This is a genomic window from Clostridium lundense DSM 17049 (assembly GCF_000619945.1).
Lineage (GTDB): Bacteria > Bacillota > Clostridia > Clostridiales > Clostridiaceae > Clostridium_AO > Clostridium_AO lundense.
Genome location: NZ_JHVC01000023.1, coordinates 37,831 through 61,421 on the forward strand (window position 1 = coordinate 37,831; position 23,591 = coordinate 61,421).

At 28.2% G+C, this 23,591-nt stretch carries 17 protein-coding genes and 2 pseudogenes; 13 read left to right on the top strand and 6 right to left on the bottom strand.

Annotated elements, in window-relative coordinates; genetic code table 11:
* The first annotated feature begins 8 nt into the window (after nucleotides 1–8).
* The 6 genes from T514_RS0119195 to T514_RS0119225 all read left to right on the top strand — a co-directional run bounded on the left by T514_RS0119195 (nucleotide 9) and on the right by T514_RS0119225 (nucleotide 8,354).
* Nucleotides 9–2,348, top strand: coding sequence for a PglZ domain-containing protein (locus T514_RS0119195; RefSeq protein WP_027626238.1), 2,340 nt, complete (start codon nucleotides 9–11; stop codon nucleotides 2,346–2,348).
* Nucleotides 2,349–2,351: 3 nt separating this feature from the next.
* Entirely contained in the window at nucleotides 2,352–4,355 is a 2,004-nt protein-coding gene (brxL, locus tag T514_RS0119200) for a protease Lon-related BREX system protein BrxL (protein WP_027626239.1), read from the top strand.
* 10 nt (nucleotides 4,356–4,365) lie between these two features.
* Nucleotides 4,366–5,637 carry a DUF429 domain-containing protein gene (locus T514_RS27655; protein ID WP_034869687.1) on the top strand — a complete coding sequence of 424 codons (1,272 nt, stop codon included), beginning with the start codon at nucleotides 4,366–4,368 and terminating at the stop codon, nucleotides 5,635–5,637.
* A 14-nt stretch (nucleotides 5,638–5,651) separates the two neighbouring features.
* The gene (locus tag T514_RS25015; RefSeq protein WP_051542173.1) at nucleotides 5,652–6,536 is read left to right on the top strand and encodes a hypothetical protein; all 885 of its coding nucleotides are present in this window, start codon (nucleotides 5,652–5,654) and stop codon (nucleotides 6,534–6,536) included.
* A 125-nt stretch (nucleotides 6,537–6,661) separates the two neighbouring features.
* Nucleotides 6,662–6,991: a helix-turn-helix transcriptional regulator gene (locus tag T514_RS25020; protein ID WP_034869689.1), complete on the top strand. Its 330-nt coding sequence runs from the start codon at nucleotides 6,662–6,664 to the stop codon at nucleotides 6,989–6,991.
* A complete protein-coding gene (locus T514_RS0119225; protein ID WP_027626240.1) occupies nucleotides 6,984–8,354 on the top strand; it encodes an ImmA/IrrE family metallo-endopeptidase in 1,371 nt (456 codons plus the stop codon). The genes T514_RS25020 and T514_RS0119225 overlap by 8 nt, the downstream gene beginning before the upstream one ends.
* 191 nt (nucleotides 8,355–8,545) lie before the next feature.
* On the opposite strand, the gene T514_RS25025 is transcribed toward T514_RS0119225, so the two are convergent.
* The 3 genes from T514_RS25025 to T514_RS0119240 form a co-directional block, all read right to left on the bottom strand.
* Nucleotides 8,546–8,758, bottom strand: coding sequence for a helix-turn-helix domain-containing protein (locus T514_RS25025; RefSeq protein ID WP_242850634.1), 213 nt, complete (start codon nucleotides 8,756–8,758; stop codon nucleotides 8,546–8,548).
* Between the two features lie 102 nt (nucleotides 8,759–8,860).
* Entirely contained in the window at nucleotides 8,861–9,457 is a 597-nt protein-coding gene (locus T514_RS0119235) for a tyrosine-type recombinase/integrase (protein WP_027626241.1), read from the bottom strand.
* A gap of 408 nt (nucleotides 9,458–9,865) precedes the next feature.
* A complete protein-coding gene (locus tag T514_RS0119240; protein WP_008423886.1) occupies nucleotides 9,866–10,189 on the bottom strand; it encodes a helix-turn-helix domain-containing protein in 324 nt (107 codons plus the stop codon).
* A 191-nt stretch (nucleotides 10,190–10,380) separates the two neighbouring features.
* On the opposite strand from T514_RS0119240, the gene T514_RS25030 reads away from it, so the two are divergent.
* From T514_RS25030 to T514_RS25035, 3 genes and pseudogenes are all read left to right on the top strand, one after another.
* Nucleotides 10,381–11,046, top strand: coding sequence for a sensor histidine kinase (locus T514_RS25030; RefSeq protein ID WP_156940012.1), 666 nt, complete (start codon nucleotides 10,381–10,383; stop codon nucleotides 11,044–11,046).
* Between the two features lie 44 nt (nucleotides 11,047–11,090).
* On the top strand, nucleotides 11,091–12,809 hold the full coding sequence (locus T514_RS0119250) for a methyl-accepting chemotaxis protein (protein ID WP_027626242.1): 1,719 nt from the start codon (nucleotides 11,091–11,093) through the stop codon (nucleotides 12,807–12,809).
* A gap of 371 nt (nucleotides 12,810–13,180) precedes the next feature.
* A pseudogene (locus T514_RS25035) lies at nucleotides 13,181–14,080 on the top strand (transposase); the annotation flags it as partial.
* A gap of 91 nt (nucleotides 14,081–14,171) precedes the next feature.
* On the opposite strand, the gene tnpC reads toward T514_RS25035, so the two are convergent.
* The 3 genes from tnpC to tnpA all read right to left on the bottom strand — a co-directional run bounded on the left by tnpC (nucleotide 14,172) and on the right by tnpA (nucleotide 16,623).
* Entirely contained in the window at nucleotides 14,172–15,857 is a 1,686-nt protein-coding gene (gene tnpC, locus T514_RS0119260) for an IS66 family transposase (RefSeq protein ID WP_051542177.1), read from the bottom strand.
* 92 nt (nucleotides 15,858–15,949) lie between these two features.
* A complete protein-coding gene (gene tnpB, locus T514_RS0119265) occupies nucleotides 15,950–16,300 on the bottom strand; it encodes an IS66 family insertion sequence element accessory protein TnpB (RefSeq protein ID WP_027626244.1) in 351 nt (116 codons plus the stop codon).
* Nucleotides 16,294–16,623, bottom strand: a complete 330-nt coding sequence (gene tnpA, locus T514_RS0119270; protein WP_027626245.1) for an IS66 family insertion sequence element accessory protein TnpA — start codon at nucleotides 16,621–16,623, stop codon at nucleotides 16,294–16,296. Before tnpA ends, tnpB begins: the two co-directional genes overlap by 7 nt.
* An 80-nt stretch (nucleotides 16,624–16,703) precedes the next feature.
* On the opposite strand from tnpA, the pseudogene T514_RS25040 reads away from it, so the two are divergent.
* The 4 genes and pseudogenes from T514_RS25040 to T514_RS25045 all read left to right on the top strand — a co-directional run.
* Nucleotides 16,704–17,426 (top strand): annotated as a pseudogene (locus T514_RS25040) (transposase); the annotation flags it as partial.
* 224 nt (nucleotides 17,427–17,650) lie between these two features.
* Complete coding sequence (locus tag T514_RS0119280; protein ID WP_027626246.1) at nucleotides 17,651–18,865, top strand: DUF6361 family protein; 1,215 nt, start codon at nucleotides 17,651–17,653, stop codon at nucleotides 18,863–18,865.
* Nucleotides 18,858–20,630: a phospholipase D family protein gene (locus T514_RS0119285; RefSeq protein WP_027626247.1), complete on the top strand. Its 1,773-nt coding sequence runs from the start codon at nucleotides 18,858–18,860 to the stop codon at nucleotides 20,628–20,630. The genes T514_RS0119280 and T514_RS0119285 overlap by 8 nt, the downstream gene beginning before the upstream one ends.
* A complete protein-coding gene (locus T514_RS25045; protein ID WP_034869707.1) occupies nucleotides 20,627–23,515 on the top strand; it encodes a DEAD/DEAH box helicase family protein in 2,889 nt (962 codons plus the stop codon). Before T514_RS0119285 ends, T514_RS25045 begins: the two co-directional genes overlap by 4 nt.
* Nucleotides 23,516–23,591: the final 76 nt, after the last annotated feature.

Consider the following 23,591-nt stretch of genomic DNA (forward strand, 5'->3'; position numbering starts at 1 on the left):
GGTGAAATATGGGGATTAAGCTTGAAGATAGTATCAATAGAATTATTAAAAATAAAATATCTTTTCTTCCGGTATTTTGGATTGATAAGGAAGGTACTTTTTATGATATTTTAAGCGAGATTAATTTTGATTCTAACATAGACTTTAACATTATAAATACTACTTCAAAAATTGAAATACAAAAAGCCATAAGAAAATCAAAATCTGATAAAAAAACTGTTTTTTATTCAATAAATGATTTAGATTTAGATTCTTATATTGCTTCAGGGAAAGCAAATATAATAGAGATTGATATTAATGATTTTCTAACTAATAATGATGAGCTTTATAATAAAGTTAGAAATAAGCTCTATTTATCTAATGAACAATTTAAATTGGTTATTCATAATTTTGAAAATGTGTATAATATGATGTTAAAAGAAGATTATGTTGACGAGAATATAATAAAAAATATTTTGTTAAAAGTTTCCTTTGGTAAAGCAGAAAACCATAAGGATTTGATTATAAAAGTTCTTAAAAATGATTTTCAAGTAGAGATGCTCAGAGATGCAAATTTAATGGACAACCTTATAAATGCTTTTAAAAATTATTTAGGCGTTTCTGTTGATAATAATTTTATTGAAACCAATAACCTTATACAAAAGGTATTACTATCTTTAGCAAAAAATGAATTAAAAGATGATTTTCCAAGTATCTTTGAAGATATGGTAATTAATATGCATTCAATATCGTTGTCAAAAGTATTCGAGTTTATTAAGGAAAATAAATATAGTTTTAAAAATGAAATTTATGCTCTAAATGAATATATACTTAATAATATTGATGGCATTGACACAGAAAAAATTTCATTTTCAATTCCTGTTTTTTTTGAAATGACCATAGAAAATAAGTTGAAGAAAAATTCTTTAGTAAAAATTAAATTGTCCAAATTATGGACAGAGGATATGCAGATAATAGGAGAATATTTTAAAACTTATGAAACTTTAGAAGCATTACTAAATCAAAATATAAATTACTTTTTCCTTGATACAACGATGAAATCATACATAAAAGCTTATAAAGAGGATTTATATTTAATTGATAATTTGTACAGGAAATTATCATTATATTTTGAAAGTCTATCAACTATAAGTTTAAGATTATATAATGCCATTTTTGATATGAGCATGTTTAATAACATATCCGATAAATATTATAATGTTATATTAAATATCAATAGTAAATATATAAATAATTATAGCTTGTTAATAAAAAATACCGATGGTGCATTTAGACAAAAGGATGTTTTTAAAAATATAAGAATAAAAGATAGAACTGTTGTTTTGCTAGCTGATGGTTTAAGATATGAAATGGCAAAAGAACTTGTAGCAGGATTAAACTTTGAAGAAGTTAGTGAATATGATGTGTTTTCTGAAATACCAAGTGAAACAGAAGTGTGCATGAATTCTTATTTTATAACAGATGAAAATGTTAGAATAAATGATAAATGTGCTTTTGAACTAACTAAAGACAATAAAATAATTACACAGTTAAAAGATTGGAGAATAAATAAGGCCAAACAAATCTTAAAAAAAGAAGTAATAGATTTTGAGATGTTCAAAAATACTAAAGATTTTAACGGGATTGTATTATGTTTTAATGATACTATCGATAATTATATTCATAAGTTTAAAAATGCATCTAAAGTTAGCAGTGGAATAGAAGATATTAAGTTAATAATTGAATATTCAATAAACAGAAAATTTGATGTTCTGTTACTTTCAGACCATGGGTTTATAGAAGCAGAAGAAAAAATAAGGGAGCAGGATAATAGTATAGCTTTAGAAAAGAAAAAAGGAAGATATTTAATTTTGAATGAGAAAAGCAAATGTGACACGTCATTCTATTTAGATAGTTATAAATGTGCAGATTTTATTGATACTAATGGATATAAAATATGCTTTATAAACAGTATAAATACTTTAAAAAAAGTAGGTAAATATACCCATGGCGGAATATCATTACAGGAAAATATTATTCCAGTTTTTTTAATTAAGTGTAGAAGAGATTTAGAGGAAATAAATAAATTTAATCCTATACAAAATATTAGTTGTGTTAATGAGATAAAAGCTAATTTAGTTGGAGCTTCAGGCTACATGTTAGAAATATATCATAAAGGAATTCAAGTTTATAAAATAGAAATTCAATCTGATAATTACAATATTAATTATCCTATAAGAGATGCAGTAAATGGTGATGAATTCCTAATAGTAATATTGAAGAATAATATGGAAGTATATAGAGAAGTAATTAAAAAGCAAGGCAGAACTGTGATTGATAAGGATTTAGATATATTTGGAGGCAGATGATAAATGGATTTACAAGATAAAATTCTTGAAAATTTTAAATTCAAAGTAGTGAAAAAAGGTATCGTTAATAGTTTGAAAACAAGTATAAAGTTGCCGGTGTATGTTCTTGAATATTTAATTTCTCAATTTTATGATGAAAGCTTAAGTAATGAAGAAATTATAACTAAAGTTAAGGGTATTCTTGATGATCATTACATTTTACCAGAGGATAAGAATAAAATTAAGGATTCTATAAAAACAAGTGGTAGTATTGTTATCATAGATAAATTATCTGTAGAAGTTGATCTTAACAAGGATATGTATATAGGTACAGTAAATACTGCAGGGCTTAAAGATATATTAGTTGATGATGAATGGATAAGAAAATACCAAGGGCTTATTGAAGGTGGTTTATGGGGGCTTATTAGGTTAGAAAAAAATGAAGAAAGCAGTAAATATCCTGTAATGGTTGGTAAATTTAGCCCTATGCAGGTATCATCAGAAGAATTAGAATCGTTTATTTTAAAAAGAAGTGCTTTTACAAGAGATGAGTGGTTGGATTTATTGATTCATAGCATAGGTTTAGATCCTAAATATTTTGATTTTAGACAAAAATTATTAATTTTGCTTAGGTTGATTCCTCATTGCGAAACTAATTATAATTTAATAGAGCTTGGCCCAAGAGAAACTGGAAAATCTTATACATACAATGAATTATCCCCGTACAGCATTTTAATTGCAGGAGGTAAGGCTTCAGTTGCGGTTTTATTTTATAATCTTGGAAGAAAAGAAGTTGGTCTTGTAGGAATATGGGATGTTGTAGCTTTTGACGAAGTTGCTAATGTAAGATTTGATGATCCACAAGGACCTGCAATGTTGCAGACATACATGGAATGTGGAAATTTTGCCAGAGATAAAATTAGAATTGAGGGAAAGTCTTCTATGGTTTTTGTAGGGAATATAGACAACCCACTTCAGATATGGGAGCAAGGTGGAGATCTTTTTTCAACCTTAGCAGATGAATTACAAACACCAGCTTTAATAGACAGATTTCATTATTATTTACCTGGTTGGGAAATGCCTAAAATGAAAACAGAGTATTATTCTAAAGACATTGGATTTATCTCGGATTATTTCTCAAGAGTACTTCATGATTTTAGAAAAAAATCTTATTCGGATATAATAGATAAGTATTTTACACTTGATTTAAGTTTGGGTTCAAGAGATACAAAATCTATAAGAAAAACAGTATCGGGCCTATTAAAATTATTACACCCTGATATGAATGTAAGTAAAGAGGAATTAAAGGAATACTTAGATTTTGCTATAGAAGGAAGAATGCGTGTAAAGGAACAGCTTAAAAGATGTGGTGGCTTGGAATTTTTTGGTACTAATTTTAGATATTATGACAAAGAAGATAAGACTACTAAGCAAATATTTTTGAAAGAAATGAAAAATGGTATAGGAAACATGATAGAACCTTTAGATATAGGGGAAGTTTATACAGTTATAACTAAGGAAGACAGGATGTTTCCAATAAAGATAGAAACAAATCAAGTTACTGGGAATGGTGGATATCAAATAACAGGGAGACCTTCTTCAGAAGCAAAAGATACAATTAGAAATGTATTTAACTATATAAAAGCAAATTCAAATAATATGGGTGTTAAAACAAAGTTAGAAGAATTTAATTATATTACTCAACTTATTGATGAAAATGCTTCAGGTGGGAATCAAGAAATAGGGGCTGCTTTTTATTTGAGTATGATATCAAATTTTATATCTAAGGTAATAAAGGCAAAAACAGTAGTATTAGGTAGCTTAACTGTTAATGGAAACCTTATTAAGGTAAGTAATTTAAATGAAAAAATAAGTTATATTATTGAGCAAGGAGCAAAATTTGTATATCTTCCTATTTCAAATCAGCCAGATGTAATTACTTTATCTCCAGATGTATGGAGTAAAATATCATTGATATTTTATGTAAGCCCAGAGGATTTAATGAGGAAGATATTTGAATTGGAATAGGAGAATAAATATGTCCGATTACATTTTAACCTATACAAAAACTAAATTTTATCCTTTAGAACCATTAATGGAAGATATAAAAATTGAAGATATATCCCATGCTCTTTCTCTGATCACAAGGGCAAACGGGCATTTTAAACACTTTTATTCTGTAGCTCAGCATTCTATTAATTGTTATAAGGAAGCAAAAATTAGAGGATATTCAAAGCGAGTTCAGCTTGGCTGTCTTTTACATGATGCCAGTGAAAGCTATATTTCAGATTTAACAAGACCAGTTAAAAAGAATTTATCACAATATTTTGTTATTGAAGATAAGCTTCAAAAGGTAATATACGAAAAATTTGGACTTATCAATTTAACAGAAGATGAAATATATAAAATAAGAGAAATTGATTACGTAATGCTTTATTATGAATTTATAGAGCTTATGGATGAAAAAATATTTGATGAAGAGACTTTTATAGCTATGAAGCATAACTTTTCACAAAGAGATTTTAAAACTGTTGAAAGTGAATTTATATATGCCTTTGAAAATATAAACAAATCTGATACTAAGAATAGTTATGTTGGTGTTGATGGCTGTAAACATGGTTATGTAGCAGTAAATATAACAGATAATGATTTTGAAATTAATGTTTTTAAGAATATAGAAGAAATATGTGCAAAATATAGTGATAGTAATACAATTTTAATAGATATGCCTATTGGACTTCCTGAAAATACATATGATATAAGGCCGGAAACAGAAGGAAGAAAAATATTATCTTCAAGATCATCCTGTATATTTACAGTCCCATGCAGACAAGCTGTGTATGAAGATGATTATTTTATGGCTAATGAAATAAATAGAGATATATTAGGAAAAGGTTTAAGCAAACAATCTTTTTCCATTTGCAGCAAAATAAAAGAGATAGATGAATTTTTAAATAATGCATCAGAGTTTAAAAATAGGATTTTAGAAAGCCATCCAGAAATCTGTTTCGCAATGTTTAATTTTGATGGAAGAATGGCAATGCCTATTTTTGAAAACAAGAAAACAGATGAAGGAATGGAAAGAAGATTAGAGGTATTAAGCCGCTATTATGAGAAGACTGATGAAATTAGAGAAGTACTATATTCTGATGACAAGTTGAAAGGTATTAAAGATGATATCATAGATGCACTATGTCTTTCTATTACTGGAATGCTTGGATATAAAAATGGATTTAAAACAATACCCCAAAATCCAATGAAGGATAGCAAAGGACTATTTATGCAAATGGTTTATGCTGATAAAATTTAAGAGAGGTAATATAAATGATTTCAAAACAAAATATAATCACCACAATAAATTCCTTGAGTAATAAAAGAAAAATCTTTTTTTCGGAGGCAGACTTTCAGTTTGCACTTTCTTGGGAGCTACAAAGGCATATGCCCAAAAGTGATGTTAGATTAGAATACTCTCCTGCACATATTGATCCATCTATGCATATTGATATTCTTCTTAAAGAAGAGGATGAGTTTTATCCTATAGAGTTAAAATATGTAACTGCTGCTTGTGATACTATTGTAGATGGAGAAAGATATTTATTAAAAAATCATGGAGCACAAGATATAAGAAGATATGACTTCTTAAAAGATATTATGAGAATTGAAAAACTCATTTATAACCATAATGAATATAAGAAGGGGTATGCTATTTTTCTAACTAATGACTGTAGTTATTGGACAAAGTCCTCCGCTAAGGAAACCTGTGATAGGGATTTTAGAATAAATCAAGATGAAATAAAATCAGGGGAACTTAAATGGGGAGAAGCAGCAGGAATAGGAACTAAAAGGGGCAGAGAAGAATCTTTATTGCTGCAGGGAAACTATAAATTAAACTGGCAGGATTATAGTAGTATTAGTGATGAAAAATGGGGTAAATTTAAAATTCTTATTGTTGAAGTAGAAAATAGCAAAGATATAACAAGTGTTACTAATAAATATTGGGTTTATGAAAATTGGGTAGCAGAAAAGAAAGCAGTAATTCACAAAGATAGCTGTGTATTTTGTAACCATGGAAAAGGTAATAATAAGAATATTCATGGAAATAGGAATGGAAAATGGCATGGGGAATTTTCAAGTTTTGTTGAAGCAGAAAAATTTGCAAATACACTTAATGATAGAGAAATAAGAACTTGTAAAAAGTGCATTATATAGAATTATAGGAACATTGTATAAATTTAAAATGAGATGGTAACAATAAAAATGTTAGAATATCTAACATTTTTTGTTGCGAAAACAATCTAAATTGCATATAATAATAGTGAAAGGAAGTGAGAGGTATGTCAAATAAGTTAAATGAAAGGCTTAAACAAGCTAGAAAAAACTTAGGACTTTCACAAGAATATGTTGCCGATGTAATGAAGGTTCATAGGACAACAATAACTGCGATTGAAACTGGAAGTAGAAAAGTAACGGCAGATGAATTAAAGCAATTCGCTGAAATTTATGGAGTAACCTTAGATGAGTTAGTTTATGATCAGGACAATACCAAAGAAACTAAAATGTTTGCAAGAGCATTTTCTAGTCTTTCAGATATAGATAAAGAAGAAATAATGAATTTAATTGAATTCAAGAAAAAAATAAAAGAGAGACTTGTAGCAAATGTTTAGTAGTATAGATTTATCAGATTATTTCTATAAGCCAGAAATTCTTGCAAAGAAAGTTTTAGAAATATATTTTTCTCAAAGAATACCTTCTTATCCAATAGATCCTTTTGATATTTTAAAGCAGATGAATGTAGTTTATCAATTCAGGGATTTTAAGGATTTAGAAGGTATTTACATTGTTCCTGAAGATGAGGATGATATAGCTATTGTAGGTATAAATAACAATAGACCAGTAACAAGGCAAAGATTTACAGCCGCACATGAGCTATGCCATCATTTAAAAGATAAAAATGAAAGTTCCATATGTCCAATTGATGGAAGAGAAAAAAATCCTATTGAAAAGTATGCTGATAAATTTGCCAGTGAATTATTAATGCCAACAGAAGAATTAAAAAAACAGGTGTATAGATTTGAAAATAGTGGGTATGTAAGTTTTGAAAATATTATTTATATTGCTGATTACTTTGGCGTAAGTTTTGAAGCATGTGTGTTTAATATAGCTTATAAACTTAATAAAGTTGAGGGGGACATAGAACCCTCAAAGCTAAAAAAGCGAATAAATAAATTTAAACCTGATAAAAAGAGAATTGAGCTAGGGCTTAAGAAATATGATTCATCATTATTAAGAAATATAATAAATTCCTACGATTATTTTTACAACAATGAAAGTAAGGCTGTTTGGTATAAATTCAAGAATGATTTTATTTATAATGAAAATAGACTTGAAGGGGTAAATATTGATAGAGAGGATGTTGCTGAAATTCTAACAGATATTAGAATTTATAAGCAAAACAGTGAATATTGCAAATCTGAATACAAAGATATAATTGAAGTTGTTGGACATGCATCTATCTATGATTTTTTACTAGAAACAGAAGAAACAATTAGCATCTTTAAACTTTTAAAGCTACATACTATGCTTTTTCAATTTGCACCATACCCAGAAGCAGCAGGGAAAATAAGAAACTCAAATAATTTTGTTACAGAAGCAAAATTTGAAACAGTTGACTATAATAATATAATTAATGAGCTGTTAAAACTAGAAGAAAAGTTAAAGGAATTAATAAATAAAATGAATAGTATGTCTACCGCAGAATATGTAGAAGAAGCTGTAAAAATCCATCATAGAATAACGGTAATTCATCCATTTATTGACGGAAATGGTAGATGCTCTAGAGTTATGTTAAATTGGCTATTTAAGATTAAAGGATTACCTCCTGTTTACTTAAAATATGAAAATAAAGATTATTACTATGAAGCTTTAAAAGAAGCAGATCTAAATAATGATTATTCTTATTTATGTGAAGTTTTTTATAGAGAGATACTAAAGTCAATGATTCAATTAAATACTAAATTTAAACTATAAAATATAAAAAGCAACATCTAAGAATCATTAAAATCAAGAGATGTTGCTTAAAGGATTATTATTTTATATGTGGAAGTATAACTTTAATAATATTTCCAATTATTTCCGATTATTTCCGATTCGTGATTTGAACACTTATATAGAAGAGAAGCAATTTTAGTAGTCTCTTTAACTAACTGAGAATTATTATCTCAAAAAACTAAATAGTCAATAGAGCTATGAAGATTTTTAGATATGTTAACTAAACTATCCATGCTCATTTTTCTTTCTATTCTTTCAATTTCACCAACATAAACAGGAGAAAGACCGATAAGCTCTGCAAATTTTTCTCTTGATATTCCTAATAATTCACGTTCAAAACGAATTCTTTCACCGATAATTTTATAATCAGGTTCATATTTCATTTAAATCTCCTCCTGTAATTACTTTACAAGAGTAAAAAGAATATAAAAATAAGCTATATGTATACAAAATATATATGCATATAGCTTATTTGACATTAGGCATTATACTATTTCGGTTTTACCTTCTAATTTGGCATACATTTTTTCTTGCTGCTTAGTTGTAAATTGAAAATATATTTCAGTATTTGAAACAGATTTATGACCTAACCACCACTGCAATTCTTTTATATCCATATCGCATTCAGCTAGATGAACAGCAGTAGTATGTTTAAGTGCGTGAAAATGATGTTTCGATTTATCTTCTATATTTGCTAATGAGCAATATTTTTTCATTAAATAATTTAAAGTTTGTCTTGATATAGGTTTATTTTTTTGACTTTTAAAAAGTATTTCAGATGTTGATGAAATCCCATTTTTCTGAATATATTTGTTTAAAATATGTTTTGTTTTTTCATCTAATCTTATAGTATTATTATTACTTCCTTTTAAGCGTTTACAGTAGATTTCACCTTTATTTATATTATAATCTTCAAGTTTTAAAAGTGAAATTTCAGAAGCTCGTAATCCGCATCTATATGCTAATCTAAATATTGCCAAATCACGTAAAGAATGAGATGAATTTAAACTTTCAATAGAATTAAAAAGTGCAATTGCTTCATTTTGAGTTAAATATTTAATTTTAGTTTCTGTGTTTCTCATTATGTTACATTCTCCTTAGTGAAATAATGATACAATATAAATATTTTGTACAATTATAGTAATTATTATAAAAGAAAAACCAGTAAAAATTACGCTATTTTTGTAATTATATTACAAGATAACCCACAATATCTTTTATTTATACCAAATATTAGCTATAATAAAAACAATACTTGCATAGTATGGAATTTGTATTATAATAAAATTGTACAAAATATTTATTCTGTTCCAATAAATAATATAATTATTTATTTTAAAAGTCAAAAAATAACATTTATTATAAATAATTAGATAGAATAAATGAAAATATATAAACTGTAAGTTATAAAAAATCCAGAGTACCGTAAAATGAAATCAGTAAAATATTGGATAATTGTTAAGTTGAAAATAGCTGTTATCAAATAATTCTTAAGATTTGACAACAGCTTTTATAAGTTCATAAATTAATTTTTTCTTCTTGATGCTACACTTGCTAATTAACTCAGCAATTTCTGAATCTAAATAATTATTTGATTCCTCATCAATACCTGTAAGTAAAAAGGATATAGGGATATTAAGAATGGTCGATATTTTATAAAGCATTTCTAAATTTATTTTAGTTGTACCACGTTCAATTTTGCTTATATAAACATTTGATACATCAAGCATCTCTGATAGTTGATTTTGAGTAATATTTTGTTGGTTACGATAATTTTTAATTCTTAAGCCAATTAATGTATAATCTAAATTCATTTTCATCACCCAAAAATAATATATCAATAAGCTGTTAATGAATACAGAAGCCAATAAGTTAACATTGAACTAATATGTTAAATTTGATACAATTATAACTAATACAAATATAGAAAACAGGGTTGATTGACTAAGACAAGTTAATATTATAGTAGAAGGTGAGTCTATTGATATATAATAGTGAAAAATCAATGATAGTGTCTAAAATCATTCACGATATTAAAAATCCTATAAATGGGATAATGGGTTTTTTACAACTTCTTGAAGATACTACTTTAAATAATCAACAATTAGAATATGTTAATTATATAAAAGAATGTGCTGATCTAATTTTAACTATTACAAATAATCTGTTAGATTTAGCTAAATTGGAATCAAATAAAATTGAGTTAGAAGAAATTACATTTAATTTATATGATATAATAGAAAGATCTATAAAACCTTTTAGCGTGAAGATAAATGAAAAGAAATTAAAATTAGAAGTAATTATTGATTCAGATGTGCCTTTCTTTGTTATAGGCGACCCAACTAGGCTCACCCAAGTGATAATGAACTTAATGAGTAATGCTATTAAATTTACTAATGAAGGGAAAATTTTGCTAAAAATTAGTATTGACAATAATTATATCATTAATAATAAAATAATCTTTGTTGTAGAAGATACAGGGATAGGAATGACGGAGGAAGCAATAAATAAAATATTTAAACCTTTTACACAAGCAGATAAATCTATAACACGTAATTTTGGTGGTACTGGACTTGGACTTGCAATTTGTAAGGAACTTGTAGAAATTATGGGTGGAGAAATAAAAGTAAAGAGTTATAAAGGAAGGGGTACAAAATTTACATTTCAGTAAAGTTAAAAATAGTATAAAATTTTGTATTGGATGGGGGATAGAAAATGTTAAATAATCTTAAAGTAAGAACAAAAATAGTTACTATGGTATTATTTATAGGTGTTTTATTTTTTATAATAGGTTCTATGATGTATGTAAATATTAGAAGTTTGAAGTCAAAACTAGATTCAATGTATAACAATAATTTAGTATCGATACAAAGTTTAAACGATGCTAGAGCGCAACAAGAAGCTGTAGAAGCAGATATTTATTATATTATGCTTCATACTAATGACAAAGAAGCGCAAAATAAAAAATTAAAGGATATTGAAGAAAGAAAGGAAAAATTCAACAAATCAATTGAAACTTATAAAAAAACAGAACTTGATAAATATGAAACTGATCTCTTGCCAACTCTTGAAAGTAATATGCAAAAATATAGAGATGGGAGAGAAAGTGCTATAAAACTTGCTCTTGAAGGTAAACAACAAGAAGCTATTAAAGAATTTGATAAAGTAGAAAATGTATTATTGGAAGTTGAAAATAATTTAAGAGACCTATCTGATTATAACGTTAAAGATGGAGAAAATACAATCAAAAATAAACAATTGGAATATAACAAAACGATGTTAGTATTAAATATTATTATTTTCTTTGCAATCCTTTTTGCAACTATAGCAGTTTATGTTATATCACGAAATATAGTAAACCCCTTAACACTTGCTGTAAATCATTTAAATGTTATGGCTACAGGTGATTTTTCAACGGAGGCACCAGAAAAATTCACAAAAAGAAAAGATGAAATGGGTGAGATTGCACAAGCTATAAGCAGGACTCAAAATTCACTTAAAGAGTTAGTTTTAAATATAACTTTTGAAGCTGATAATATTGAAAATATAGTTGGAAATGTTAAAAATAGTATTAATAATTTAGATAATGATGTAGAAGAAGTATCAGCAACTACAGAAGAGCTTTCAGCAAGCACGGAAGAAACAGCAGCTTCAGCAGAAGAAATGGCAGCAACCTCTGGGGAAATGGAGAGAGCGGTTAGTTCTGTAGCACAAAAGTCTGAGGAAGGTGCGGGGAAAGCTACAGGAATAAGTGAAAAAGCTAAAAATATTATGCTTACATCAGAAAATAATCAAAGAGAAACAGAAAGAATGTTTAAAGAAACAGAAAAAGCACTAAAGCAATCTATAGAAAAAGCAAAAGCAGTAGAACAAATAAATGTTTTAGCAGATTCAATACTTCAAATAACCTCCCAAACTAATTTACTTGCTTTAAATGCAGCTATAGAAGCAGCAAGAGCAGGGGAAGCAGGCAGAGGATTTAGTGTAGTAGCAGAAGAAATAAGAAAACTTGCAGAACAGTCTAGTGAAACTATAAATAAAATCCAAAGCACTACAGGAATTATATTATCTTCCGTTAACGATTTAACATCAAATTCTAGTAATATGTTAAACTTTATTGAAAATAGAGTTTTAAAAGATTACGAAACTTTAGTAGAAACAAGTAAAGAATACAATGATGATGCACTATATTATAAAGATTTTTCTACAGATTTAAGTGCAACTTCAGAAGAACTATTAGCATCAGTACAAGATATTCTAAAAACTATTGATGGAGTTGCAGGAGCAGCAAGTGAAGGAGCTGGAGCAACTACAGATATAGCAAATAGGGTGCAAGAAGTAAATACTAAATCTAATGAAGTTTTAGGAGAAGCTTTAAAAGCAAAAGAAAGTGCAGAAAAATTAAAAATGGAAGTTTCTAAGTTTAAGTTATAGTCTTTAGCATAAAAAACAAGTATAATGTAAATAAGTGGGGCTGTTGCAAAACTAACTTTGTAAATAGAATAAATTCATTTGAGATGCTTACAGTATTAAAATGAACAAACTTGTAAGTTAAAAATGTTTAGTTTGAGTATAGAAAAAAAGCATTATTATAAAGCAAAAAACAAGGAAAATCCACAAAAAAGAGCCATTTTAATGGCACTAGGGGAGCTTTGCATGAGTTAGATGTTTCAACGTGCGAGTAGCACAGCCAGTAACAGAGCCTTATAGGCGCAGAGCAAGCCACCAGTTTTACTGGTGGTCCTGACTTATTGAAATAAAAAATGTGAATTCCGAAGAACTCACATTAATTGTATAATTAAATTATGCTAATAAATAAATCATACATTAAAGATTATAATGAGTTTAATGATAATTTTCAACTTATATTACCATTAAATTTAGAAAATTTAATACCAGAAGATGATTCTGTCCGCTTGCTAAGCCATGTATTGGAGGGATTAGATTACAGTAAGTTGTATAAGGCGTACTCTTCCGTTGGAAGAAAACCGGCAGTGGAACCTAAAATCATGTTCAAAATAATATCGTATGCTTATTCTCAAAATATTTATTCAAGCAGAAAAATCGAAAAAGCATGCAAAAGAGATATAAATTTCAAGTGGTTACTTCAATGTTATAAGGTACCCGATCATGCTACAATCAGTAGATTTCGTAAAGACTACATTTCAAATGAGGTAATTGAAGATTTATTTTATCAACAAGTTAATTATTTAGCTAATCAAAATGAAATACTATTTGAAAATGCATTTATTGATGGTACTAAAATCGAAGCGAATGCCAATCGTTATACTTTTGTTTGGAAAAAAGCTATTTTAAAAAATGAGGGTAAAATGTTTGATAAAATTCTTGTTCTCTTAGAAACTATTAATCTTGAAGAATTGAGGCAATTTACTATTGAGAAAGAAACAATGATTGATGACATTATTAAAATTCTTCAATGGCTTGAATCTGAAAAAAAGAAAAGAAGCATTGAATTTGTTCATGGAATAGGTAAGAGAAAAACTAAGATTCAAAAATGGACAGAGCAACTAACGGAATATAAAGAAAGACAAGAAAGATATAATTTTAGTAAAAATCTGTTTTCAAAAAGAAATAGTTATTCTAAAACTGATCCTGACGCGACTTTCATGCACATGAAAGATGATCATATGAGAAATGGTCAATTAAAGCCAGCATATAATGTACAAATTGCAGTCGAAAGTGAAGTAAGCGTCAAAATTTTGGTACCTATTTTTATAATATTGAACGTATTAAAATATCCTAGTAAGGCAATAATAAGCTTTACTAGGATTAATTTTATTTCTTATCTTTAATTTTCATATTTTCAGGAATTTTATTCGACCAAGGCATAAGATTCTCTAGGCTTTCGCTATCGGATAAATCTATCTTTGATAGATTATCGAATAAATAAACTAAGTACCGTTCTACTACTAGTTTATTAGCCTTGGCAGTTTCAACAATGCTATAAATAGTAGCACTTGAAGTTGCACCTTTTGCAGTATTGGCAAACAAGAAATTTTTTCTGCCTATAACAAAAGGTTTTATTGCTCTCTCAGCAGCATTATTGTCAACTTCTATAGAACCATCTAATAATACATTTTTTACACCTGGTAAATGCTTTTTAGCATACTCAAGTGCTTTACCTAATGGACTTTTTGGAAGAGCATTTTTGATTTCTATTTCAGTATATTCAATAAATTTATCTATTATTGATGTTAATTCTTTAGATCTTACTTCAAATCTAACGTCATAGTAATTTTCATCACTTGAATAAGATTCTCTAAGCTCTTTTTCGAGTTTATAAATTTGCTCGCAATAATTAAACCCTATTATCGCTCTAGAATTTTTTAGGGCTTGTTCATCTAAATCAACTATTATGTTATGAAAATATCTTCTTATATGAGCTAAGCAATATACTCTTATGGCGTTGCTAACGGAATTATAACCATTATAGCCATCGGTTTGTAGAAAACCTTTGAAATCTCCTAAGAAACTTTTAGGACAAGAGCTTGATCTAGTGCTTTGGTACTCATACAAAATCACTGGAGCAGATTCAGTTTCGCTCATGTACTCATACAAAATCACTGGAGCAGATTCAGTTTCGCTCATGTACAACCACATATACTTTTTAGATTTAGAATCCTTTCCATTATCATTAATTACTTTTAAAGTAGTTTCATCGGCATGAATATAATTTCTACTAAGTAATTCTTTTTTCATGTAGTTATATATTGGACCTAAAGCTTCCGCTGCGGACATAGTCCAGTTACATAGAGTTTGTCTTGAAAGAGTAGCTCCCATCATATCAAAGTAAAGTTCCTGTCTATAAAGTGGCATAGCATGTTGATATTTAAGTATAACAGTATGAGCAATTAACTCATTAGAAGCCATACTATTATAAAAAATAGTTTTAGGAGCTGGTGCTGAAATTATATTACTTTCACCAATTTCTTTTTCACATGATTTACAACCATAACTATAAATTATATGTTCTTCAACTACAAGTTTAGCTGGAATTAATTTGATGATTTCTTTTGTAGATTTCACTCCAATTTCTGTGAGTAATTCACCACAATCTTTACAGATAAGATCATCACCTTCTAATTTATGCTCAATAACAACTCTTTCTAAGTTTGCTAAATTATCTTTTTTCCCTATGTAATGATTTTTCTTAGCTCTTTTATATGTAATTTCTTCTAAAGTAGGTTCTTCTGCATTTGAATCACTAAATTTTTCAGCTTCGTTAAAAAGAGATAATTGGTTTATATCTACTTGCTCACTAGACACTCCAAATATCTTTCTATTTTTATTTGAAATAATACCTTTTAAGTATTCTAACTCATTTTTAAGTTTTTGTATTTCTTCATCTTTTGAACTTAATTCTTTATCCTTTTTATCAATTTCAGTTGACATTTTTTCAACTTTTTCAATTAATGATTTTGTTACCTCATCAAGTTCATTTGTCAAAATTTCGTGATTCATGATTACCTCTTTAACGTTTGTTTAATATATTCATTATACCACAAAAGCCATTGAAAATAAAGGGTTTCAACGGCTTTTTGCTGTGCGAATTTTTAATAATAATTACTAGGTTTTATAGATTTAAATTTAGAATTTGTTCTTACCTCATAACCTTTTAAAAGCCAACGTAATTCTTCAACATTTACTTTCATAGCATCTTCTGTAGTTATAGGCCACTTGAAGCGATTCGCTTCTAAACGATGATAATATAGCCAAAATCCCTCATCAAAGTGAAGAATCTTTAACTTATCCATTTGTTTATTACAAAAAACAAATAATGCTTTCTCAAAAGGATCAAGCTTAAATTGATTTTGAACTATCATAACTAATCCATCAATGCTTTTTCTTAAATCCGTGCAGCCGCAGGCAAGATAAACTTTTTCTACTTTATCAATATTTAACATTTTGCAGCTAACTCTTTGATTATTGAATATATTAAAGTAGTTTCACTAACCGGAATAGTTATATTAGCAGTTCCAATAGTAATTTTAACTTCCTTTGAAGTTAAGATATTTTTTTCTATATTATCTTGCTTGGTATTTAATGAAACAGCATGAAAAATAGATGTTGTAGGATTTGTTGTAGCTATTCTTTTTTTATGATAATAAAATTGGCTTTTGGAAAGTTTGTTTTCTATACAAAAATCTTTTAAAGTTATTGTGCCTTTATAGGAATTAAATTTATTGATGTATTCTTCCCAACTGGCATTATCTAATTTTCTAGACATATTAGTCCTCCCATTAATAATCTTTTAATTTAACTTTATCAATGAGAGGCCAGGTTATCTAGATACTTAATTTTTTACGCTTACAAAGTGAATACGTAACCGGTGTCGGAATATTTGATGATAGAAATGACATAGCAACGTTAATACCTATGCTCAAGAATATGAAAGAAAAAATTGGCCGGAAATATCTTAATGTAATTGCAGATTCAGGTTATGAAAGTGAAGAAAATTATTTGTTTTTAGAATCAAATAAACAAACTCCTTATATAAAACCACAAACTTATGAGAAGTGGAAAAAAAGAAGTTTTAAAAATGATATAAGTAAGCGTGAAAATATGAAATATGATGCTGAATCAGATTTTTATATTTGCCATAATGATAAAAAATTAATATCGACTTCTATTATTCATAGAAAATCCGCAAGTGGATACAAATCAGAAGTAACGGTGTATGAATGTGAAAACTGTGATAACTGTGCTCACAAAGTAAAGTGCACAAAAGCAAAAGGAAATAGAAAAATGCAAGTTTCAAAAACTTTTGTGGAAAAGCGTGAAATATCCTATAAAAATATTACAACTGAATTTGGAACTAAATTAAGAATGAACAGATCTATTCAGGTCGAAGGAGCATTTGGAGTTCTAAAAAGTGATTATGAATTCAATAGATTTTTAACACGTGGAAAAAATAGTGTTAAAACTGAATTTATTTTGCTTTGTTTTGGCTACAACATTAACAAATTACATTCTAAAATACAAAACGAAAGAACTCAGAATCATCTTCATGAATTAAAATCTACTGCCTAATTATGGAATAAATTGATTAGGCTTATTTAAGTGCGTTTAAAATTCAAAAGTATTTAAAATAATAGATGTGGCATTTGTAATATTTAGAATATTTTGTTCTAAACCGAAAAGGAGCATCGCTCCTGATTAAAATTTAATCATTTTGCGACACTCCCTTTTAAGTGGTTATAAGGAAATATATGTTGAAATTTAAATATATAAGATTTTGAAGTGAGGGGTTAGGGTTGGCAGAAAAGATTCAGTTGGGCTGGATAGATTATTCAAATGAACATAGAAATAAGGTTATGGCAGTGCTTCATGCTCTTTCTGCACCAGATGCAGTTGATGAAATAGGAATAGGAGTAATACGTGATGGTTTTGCTGATATTCTTTTTCCAGGAACATCAACAGTACAGACAAGAGCAAAATACTTTTTTATAGTCCCTTATATTTTAATGGAGCTTGAAAGAGAAAAAAATATTACAACAAGAAGTCTTATTGATAAGCTTGGTAAAACTGAAATAGAGCTTATAAAAACATTGAATAAAGATGATGTTGATGGTGTAATTGGTAGACGTGCGGGTTCTAAGCTTAAAAGAAAGCCGTCAAGCATTTATTGGAATGGTCTTAGAACTTTTGGTATTTTTAAGTATAATAATCTTTCACTTGATGGATATGCTAGAGCAGTATGCGGTATTAAGGAACATAAAAATCAGTTGAGCAGCTATGGGCATGAAGAAAAAGGGGCAAAAAGTGATGATGCAGATGTAATGCAAGGAGATACTTTAGGTGGATTTTGGAGATGCATATTACCAAAGCCAAATTGGAAAGAAGATATTTCTATTAATTTAAAATATGAGGAAGCCAAGTATTTAAGGGAACGAATTATTAAAGCTGAAGCTTCAAAAGATTCATTATTTGCTTTTATTTTAAAGAATAATTATAAAGAAGTATTAGATAATACTGAGTTTGATGCTATAGGTGATTTATTGCCATTATCTGATAATATTAAGGTTGATTATGATATGGCAAAGAATTTTGGAAAATTCATTTATGGAGCTAACATAAGATACAATGTTATACTTTCAAATAATAAAAATCAAGAAGCTATGGAAGCATGGAAAATGTGGATTAACAGTGCTTTTGTAAAAAATGAGTTTGCAGGTTATGACTTTTATCAAGTAATTAAAAGACTTAAAATAGGAAACGGTAAATTAATAAGATTCTTGAGTAGATGGAAAGAGAAAGTTGTTACTGGAAATATTGATGAGATAGATAATCTTATTATTGAACGTGAAATTGAACTAAAAGGAAAAGAGCGTGCAAAGTTAAAAAACAGTAAAGCATATGTATATAAACAAGGCGATTGGCTCGGTGGGGGAAGTCTTCAATATCGTTTAAAAAATGCACAAAGATTAATGGTTGATATTTATTCAGGATTGGAGGGGGAAAATGATTAGACCAGCAGAAGATAGATTAAATTATAGTAGCCTTTTAAATCCACCTTTAGGTTATGAGGTGGAATTTGCTATTGGAACAACATATTCCCTTGATTTAGAAGCTTTAGTTGGAGTACCAATGGCATTAAGTCTTTCGGAAGAGATGGATAGTACTTTCATAGAAAATCCTATTTTTATACTTGAAGGATTGCGTAGAAGTGCTGATAAATTTATATTGTTTTCAGAAGCAGGGCAAATTAAAGTACCACAAAATGCGAATTTTATTTTTTCACTCCTTGAAGACAGTGTGCATGAAGTAGCTCTTAAGAATAATAAGTCCTTCCATCCAAAGATTTGGATTATAAAATATGTAAATGATAAAGATGAAAAATTATATCGCTTATTGGTATTAAGTCGTAATCTTACCTTTGATAGAAGTTGGGATATGGCAGTAGCCTTAGAAGGCAATAGAAATAATAAAAAAACACTAAAAAACAGACCGCTTTCTGAGTTCATTACATTTCTATTAACCTATGCAAAAAATGATAAAAAGAAAAAAGATATGAAGGAAATAATTTCAGAGCTTGACTATGTACATTTCAAATCACTAGATAAAAATTTTACTGACTTTGATTTTTGTCCTATAGGAATTAATGGCCATGGTAAGGCTGAAACAGATTTGTTTAATACATATCATAATATGATAATTATATCACCATTTTTAAGTAAGGAAACAGTAGAAGAACTTAATGATTTATCTTTAGCTAATGCTTCTAAAACTTTAATTACACGTAAAACAGAGATTGTTAAATTGGACAGAGGATTACTAAAAGACTTTGATGTTTATGCATTAAAGGATTTGATTGTGGATGGAGAAGAAACCATTAGTGGTGATAATGAAAAGAATGATATTTATAGAAGACAGGATATTCATGCCAAAATGTATGCTAAAACAAAATACAATGAACATCATATTTATTTAGGGTCAGCTAATTGTTCAAATAGTGCATTTTATGGAAATGTTGAGTTTATGCTTAAATTGAAGTATCAAAAGTGGGGATTTAGAATTACAGATTTATTAGTAGATTTATTTGGGGAAGATGAAAAGGAAAATCCTTTTGAAAAAATAGAAACTATACCTGAGTTTGAAGAGGCAGAGGTAGATATAAGAGAGCAACTTCAAAAGGCTATAAAACAGCTATGTAGAGCAAAATCAAAATCAACTGTAATTGATAAACATGGTACTTATTCTATAAATATTGAATTTGGCATTATTCCAGAAGATATTAATTTTACAATAGCACCGTTATTAAGTAATAACTTTGAAGAGCTTAGAAACCTAACTGTTATAGAAAATTTAAGATTAATTGAATTAGGAGAATTTTATAAAATATGTGCTGAAAAAGATGGGGTAGAGCTTCAGAGAATAATAAAAATAAGAACAGAAGGTATACCAGAGGATAGGGATAGTGAGGTTTTCAAGTCAATAATAAGTGATAAACAAACATTTTTGAAATATGTAGCATTTTTATTATCTGATGATTTTCTTTTATCAGTTATTGAAGAAATGGAGAAGAAAAAAAATAAATCAGGTAAGTGGGAGTTGAAGGCTTTAGAACTACCAATTTTATATGAAAATATGCTTAAAGCAGCCTCAAGTTCTCCAGAGAAACTGAAGGATATTGAAAATATAATTGATATTATAAAAGATAAGGATATAATTCCAGAAGAATTTAATAGTCTTTATAAGACTTTTGTATCCGCAGTAAAGAAGGTGAAGCGATGATTGATCTTATAAAAAAAGAAAGAGGTATATTATCAGGATTAAAAGATTTTCAGCTTGCCACTGTAGAAAGAATTTATCATCTATTTACTACAGGTTTCTCAAGAATACTTGTTGCAGATGAAGTAGGTCTTGGAAAAACGTTGATTGCTAGGGGGACTATAGCTAAAACAGCAAGATATAATAAAGAAGTTTTAAGCAAAGAACTCTTTAAAGTAGTTTATATATGTTCAAATCAAAGTATTGCAGGTCAAAATCTTGCTAAATTAAAAATAGATGAAAATGTAACGATAGATGGTTTATCAGATACACGTTTATCAATGCAGCATCTTAAAATATTTGAAAATGATAATGACCCTAGAATAAAAGAAAATTATATACAGCTAATACCGTTAACTCCTTCAACCTCCTTTAATATGACTGTTGGATGTGGTAGCGTTCAAGAGCGAGCTTTGATTTATGCCATTTTAAGAAGATATAGTGGTTTAAAGACATATTTGAAAGGACTTCAAATATTGTTAATTGATACAGCACCAAAAGCTTGGGAGTGTTGGGCAAAAGATTGGTATGAGCAGAGAGTTGTTAAGTGTAATAAGAATAGCAATGGTAAGTATATTAATTTAATGTTAGGAAAAGTTGAAGAATATTTTAATGAAAATGAAGAATTATTTTTCGAAGTCATTGAAGTCTGTAAAAAAATTAAAAGTGCAGGATATAAGCGCATTAACGGAGTAAATGGCGTCATACATAGATTAAGAAAAATGATGGCAGAGATAAGTGTAGATTTAATGGATGCAGATCTTGTAATAATGGATGAATTTCAAAGATTCCCTGAACTTATAGATACATATGCATATAATGAAACGGCTATGCTTGCTAAAAAGTTTTTTAATTGCAGTAATAATGATGAAAAAGTGAAGATTTTACTTTTATCAGCAACTCCATATAAATTATATTCAACTCTTGAAGAGATAAATGAAACACAAAATGATGAACATTATAAAGAGTTTATGCAGGTAACAGATTTTATTTTTGAAGATGAACCTATAAGAAAATCAGAATTTAGAAATGTATGGAATGATTTTTCTATTGCATTGAGTGAAGTTTGCAGCAATAATTTTGCAATGATTGTTGCTAAAAAACAACTAGCAGAAGATTATTTATATAAAGGAATATGTAGAACAGAGAGAATGTTAGTTGATGGAGCAAGTGAATTAATAGACACTGAACTTAAAAAAGGACAATTGCATATAACGGAAGATGATGTATTAGCTTATGTAGAAACAGATTTAATGTTAAATGACATTGGACTTAAGGATAGAGTTCCTGTTGAGTATATTAAATCAGCACCATTTATAATGTCTTTTATGGAGCATTACAAATTTAAACAGAAAATATTTGATTTTTTTAAGAACAATCCAGATAAAATAAAATTAGCTAATAAGCAGAGGCTTTGGTTAAATAGAGAAGTTATAGCTAAATATGATGAAATAGCAATTACTAATGCAAGGCTTGCTAAACTTAAGGAAGTAGCGTTACCTAAAAATGCTGAAAAGCTAATGTGGATACCACCATCAAAGCCTTATTATGAATTTGGGGGTAGTTTTGCAGGACATAAAAATTTCTCAAAGGTATTAGTATTTTCTGCTTGGGAAATGGTTCCACGTGCAATTGCAGCAATGCTTTCTTATGAAGCAGAGAGACTTACAGTAGGAAATTTAGTTAGAAGTACTCCAAATAATGAGAAAGAAAATCGTAGTTACTTTGCTAAAAATCGTTTTCCATCACCAAGGCTTAAATTTAGTATGCGTGACAATACACCTGCTAATATGGCATTTTTATGCCTTTTATATCCTTCGGTTACTTTAGCAAAATTGTTTGATCCTATAGATGCTGTTAATAGAAAATTATCTTTAAAGGATTTAAGAAAAGAATTAAAGCTAAAAATTGAAGGATTGATTAGTGAGATAGATTATATTTCAAAAGATGATGGTTCAAGACAGGATGATAGTTGGTATTATATTACTCCATTAATGTTTGATATTGAGGAAGAAAACATTAGAAGTTGGTTTGAAAATCCAGATTTATCACAACAGGTAGAACAAGACGATGGTATAGAAAATGAGGAAGATGATAAGGGTGCATATACTAAGCATTTTCAAGAACTTAAGCGTATATATTTCAGTCAAGATAAACTTGTTCTTGGTAGAAAAACCAAGGATTTAACTGATGTACTTGTAAATATGGTACTTGGATCTCCATCTATTTGTGCTCTCAGAATGTTTAATCCAGATGTTAAAGGGGCAACCACTTATTCTGTAAAACTTGCGAAGACAATACTTGACCGTTTTAATGGGCAGGAAGCCACTTCTATAATTGAACTTGAATATGGAATGTATAATAAAGATGCTTATTGGCAAAATGTACTTAAGTATTGTATTGATGGAAATATTCAGGCGATGTTAGATGAATATGCACATTTGCTTTTAGAGGGACATGATCTTAACAATAGTAATTTAGAATATAGAAATGAGCAATTAGTAAATATTATGGTTAAGACTTTAAAAACACATACTGCAAGCTATAATGTAGATACATTTGATACTTTTAAAGCTAGAGTTTTTAATGCAAATAAAAAAGAAAATAAAAATATAGACAAGTATATAAAAATTAGGTCAAATTATGCAGTTGGATTTTATGACACTAAAAATGAGGGAAAAAGTGTCCAACGTAAGGATAATATAAGACTTAGTTTTAATTCTCCATTTAGACCATTTGTTTTGGCAACAACTTCAATAGGTCAGGAAGGTTTAGATTTTCACTATTATTGTAGAAAAATAGTGCACTGGAATTTGCCATCAAATCCTATTGAAGTAGGACAGACTTAAAGGGCAATTAATAAAAAGGTAGTTTAAAATGAGTAATATCAATCAATTACAGAGAATAAAACAGAGCTATACAATA

What these genes read in the sequence shown, in the direction of transcription:
- T514_RS25045 (WP_034869707.1), top strand. Translation starts at nt 20,627, where the DNA reads ATGATTGATCTTATAAAAAAAGAAAGAGGTATATTATCAGGATTAAAA.
- T514_RS0119240 (WP_008423886.1), bottom strand. Translation starts at nt 10,189, where the DNA reads ATGAATTTAGATTATACATTAATTGGCTTAAGAATTAAAAATTATCGT.
- T514_RS25015 (WP_051542173.1), top strand. Translation starts at nt 5,652, where the DNA reads ATGATTTCAAAACAAAATATAATCACCACAATAAATTCCTTGAGTAAT.
- T514_RS0119235 (WP_027626241.1), bottom strand. Translation starts at nt 9,457, where the DNA reads ATGAGAAACACAGAAACTAAAATTAAATATTTAACTCAAAATGAAGCA.
- T514_RS0119285 (WP_027626247.1), top strand. Translation starts at nt 18,858, where the DNA reads ATGATTAGACCAGCAGAAGATAGATTAAATTATAGTAGCCTTTTAAAT.
- tnpA (WP_027626245.1), bottom strand. Translation starts at nt 16,623, where the DNA reads ATGTCTAGAAAATTAGATAATGCCAGTTGGGAAGAATACATCAATAAA.
- T514_RS25030 (WP_156940012.1), top strand. Translation starts at nt 10,381, where the DNA reads ATGATAGTGTCTAAAATCATTCACGATATTAAAAATCCTATAAATGGG.
- T514_RS0119195 (WP_027626238.1), top strand. Translation starts at nt 9, where the DNA reads ATGGGGATTAAGCTTGAAGATAGTATCAATAGAATTATTAAAAATAAA.
- tnpC (WP_051542177.1), bottom strand. Translation starts at nt 15,857, where the DNA reads ATGAATCACGAAATTTTGACAAATGAACTTGATGAGGTAACAAAATCA.
- T514_RS0119250 (WP_027626242.1), top strand. Translation starts at nt 11,091, where the DNA reads ATGTTAAATAATCTTAAAGTAAGAACAAAAATAGTTACTATGGTATTA.
- T514_RS0119225 (WP_027626240.1), top strand. Translation starts at nt 6,984, where the DNA reads ATGTTTAGTAGTATAGATTTATCAGATTATTTCTATAAGCCAGAAATT.
- T514_RS25025 (WP_242850634.1), bottom strand. Translation starts at nt 8,758, where the DNA reads ATGAAATATGAACCTGATTATAAAATTATCGGTGAAAGAATTCGTTTT.
- tnpB (WP_027626244.1), bottom strand. Translation starts at nt 16,300, where the DNA reads ATGTTAAATATTGATAAAGTAGAAAAAGTTTATCTTGCCTGCGGCTGC.
- T514_RS25020 (WP_034869689.1), top strand. Translation starts at nt 6,662, where the DNA reads ATGTCAAATAAGTTAAATGAAAGGCTTAAACAAGCTAGAAAAAACTTA.
- T514_RS27655 (WP_034869687.1), top strand. Translation starts at nt 4,366, where the DNA reads ATGTCCGATTACATTTTAACCTATACAAAAACTAAATTTTATCCTTTA.
- brxL (WP_027626239.1), top strand. Translation starts at nt 2,352, where the DNA reads ATGGATTTACAAGATAAAATTCTTGAAAATTTTAAATTCAAAGTAGTG.